This is a genomic window from Massilia phosphatilytica (assembly GCF_977014125.1).
On sequence record NZ_CDRNIL010000140.1, the window covers coordinates 1 to 2447 of the forward strand.

3 protein-coding genes are annotated in these 2447 nt (G+C 65.6%); 2 read left to right on the forward strand and 1 reads right to left on the reverse strand.

Annotated elements, in window-relative coordinates; all coding sequences use genetic code 11:
* Positions 1–58 precede the first annotated feature (58 nt).
* A complete protein-coding gene (locus ACWNCF_RS04985; RefSeq protein ID WP_449406245.1) occupies positions 59–433 on the forward strand; it encodes a hypothetical protein in 375 nt (124 codons plus the stop codon).
* A 95-nt stretch (positions 434–528) separates the two neighbouring features.
* Here the strand turns inward: ACWNCF_RS04985 and ACWNCF_RS04990 are convergent, their stop codons facing one another.
* Complete coding sequence (locus ACWNCF_RS04990; protein ID WP_449406246.1) at positions 529–1308, reverse strand: hypothetical protein; 780 nt, start codon at positions 1306–1308, stop codon at positions 529–531.
* A 204-nt stretch (positions 1309–1512) separates the two neighbouring features.
* Here ACWNCF_RS04990 and ACWNCF_RS04995 point away from each other — a divergent pair, with 204 nt between their 5' ends.
* Positions 1513–2397, forward strand: coding sequence for a cation:dicarboxylate symporter family transporter (locus tag ACWNCF_RS04995; protein WP_449406247.1), 885 nt, complete (start codon positions 1513–1515; stop codon positions 2395–2397).
* The last annotated feature ends 50 nt before the right edge of the window (positions 2398–2447 follow it).

The following is a 2447-nucleotide window of genomic DNA, read 5'->3' on the forward strand; positions in this document are numbered from 1 at the left end:
GTTTGCTAAGGTTAAAACGGAGGAGTTAGTTGGATGATCCAGCACCTGGGCCTCGGCGATGGGCGGCAATCTCTATCCGGAGACCGCCTTCCTGTACGAGAACGGCGTCATGCGCGACCTCGGCGGCCTCGTGTCCGACCCGGACCGGGAGTTCGGCAGCGCGGCCAGGGGCATCAACAACCTGGGTCAGATCGTCGGCGTGGCCGGCGTCGGCCCTGCGGCCAATCACGGCTTCCTGTACGACGACGGCAGGATGACGGACCTGAACGCACTGGTCGATCCGGCATCCGGCTTGGGTGATCACGGACGCCGCCGCCATCAACGAGGTCCGCCACATCGCCGCCCTCCTTCTCAAGGCGCGCCGGCCAGCGCTTGCCGCCCGGTCCTTCCAGGTAGATCTGCGCCGCGTCGGCCGCGTGGACCGGCGCGCTGAAATTCACGCGCATCGGCTGGAACGGGATGCACTGGGAACGCGCGTTCGACTCTTGTAGTTGAAGCGGGCCGTGAAATCGGCGCGGGTCTTGAACGTCAGCGTCTGGTCCTTGCCGGTCGCGATGCCGTCGGCGCGGCCACGCCGGCGCCCCAGACGAGGGCCACTTCCGCGCTCGCGGGCAGCGTGCGGCGGCATTGCAGCACGACGATGCGGGCCAGGCGCCCGGCCTTCTCGTCGGCGCGCAGGCGCGCATCGGTGTAGGCCCCGAGGTCGTCGTCGCCCTTGTCCTCGGCCACGACCTGGCGCGCGAACCAGCGGCTGTTCTGCAGCGCCTGCGCGCGCCGTTCGCCGCGCAGCAGCGTCACGGCGATCTTTTCGCTGACACCGTCGGCGCGGCACCAGGCCTGTTTCAGGATGCTGTCGTCCGTTGCGGGGGCCGACAGCGCCAGCAAGAAGGCCTGCTGTTCGTCGATGTTCTCGTCCCCTTCACGCGGCAGGGTTGCCAGCACGGCGGGGCCGCCGGTAGCGACGCTGAACTCGCGCCGTCCCGCGAGCGGCTGGCCGGCCAGGTCGTGCACGTTCGGCTTGAGCGTGAAGCGGCAACGCGTCGCGCCGGGCAGGTCGCGGTCGAAGTCGTAGCTCCACGTCTGCGCATCGACCCAGCGCGCGCTGCCCGGCACGGGACAATCGACGTCGAACGGCGTGGCCGCGCGCAGGTCGCCGAACGCCACCATCGGCTGCGTGAAGCGCGCCACCGCCTGGCGCACGCGGCGCACCTGCCCGTCGGGCGAAAAACCGGCAACCGTGGTCTGCGCCCACGCGCCCGACCAGCAGCACAACAACATGAGGCACAGCAGGCGGCGCAGGACGGCCATGGAATCTCCTGGAAATAGCGAAAGGGCAACGATTGAGCGTTGCAAACTCGGCTTGCAGTGTCAACAACATTTAACATTTTGCAACGCCGTTTTTCTCCGGGCGGCAGCGGTCCTCATGCAACACCCCATGATTGGCTATAGAATGCGTTTCTTATATTTCCTGTGCGCACAAAACGCGGGCGGGCAACGCAATACGAGGACACCATGAGTCTCCCCTCGATCTTGAACCTGGCCATCGCCCTCGCGTTCTGCGGCCTGCTGTACGTGATGCAGCAACGCCACCTGTCCTTCACGAAACGCGTGTTCACCGGCCTCGGCCTGGGCATCGTGCTCGGCGCCGCCTTCCAGGCGTTCTACGGCAGCGTTTCGCCCGTCATCGCGCAGACGAATGCCTACCTCGACATCGTCGGCACCGGCTACGTCAAGCTGCTGCAGATGATCATCATGCCGCTGATCATGGTCTCGATCATCCAGGCGATCCTCAAGCTGCGCGACGCCTCGTCGCTGGGCAAGATCAGCGCGCTGACGATCGGCACGCTGATGGCCACGACGGCCATCGCCGCGGCGATCGGCATCCTGATGGCGAAGCTGTACGGCTTGAGCGCCGTCGGCCTGACGTCGAGCGCGGCCGAGATCGCGCGCGGACACTATTTGGAAGGCAAGCTGTCGACCGCCCAGGACGTATCGCTGCCGACCATGATCCTGTCGTTCATTCCGGAAAACCCCTTCCTCGACATGACGGGCGCGCGCAAGACGTCGACGATCGCCGTCGTGCTGTTCTCGATCTTCATCGGCGTCTCGGCCACGGGCATCGCCGGCAAGAAGCCGGAGGTCTTCGACAAATTCAGCGAATTCGTCCACGTCGCCCACGTGATCGTGATGCGCATGGTGACGCTCGTGCTGCGCCTCACCCCGTTCGGCGTGTTCGCCCTCATCACGCAGGTCGTCGCCAGCTCCAGCCTGCGGGACATCCTGAACCTGATCGGCTTCGTGATGGCCTCGTACAGCGCGCTGATCCTGATGTTCGGCGTGCACCTCCTGATCGTCGCGGCCGCGGGCCTGAACCCAGGTGCTGGATCATCCAACTGAACTCCTCCGTTTTAACCTTAGCAATACGTAACTGAACGAAGTACAGGGCA

Coding starts and splice junctions, on each gene's coding strand:
- ACWNCF_RS04985 (WP_449406245.1), top strand. CDS start 59: ATGGGCGGCAATCTCTATCCGGAGACCGCCTTCCTGTACGAGAACGGC.
- ACWNCF_RS04990 (WP_449406246.1), bottom strand. CDS start 1,308: ATGGCCGTCCTGCGCCGCCTGCTGTGCCTCATGTTGTTGTGCTGCTGG.
- ACWNCF_RS04995 (WP_449406247.1), top strand. CDS start 1,513: ATGAGTCTCCCCTCGATCTTGAACCTGGCCATCGCCCTCGCGTTCTGC.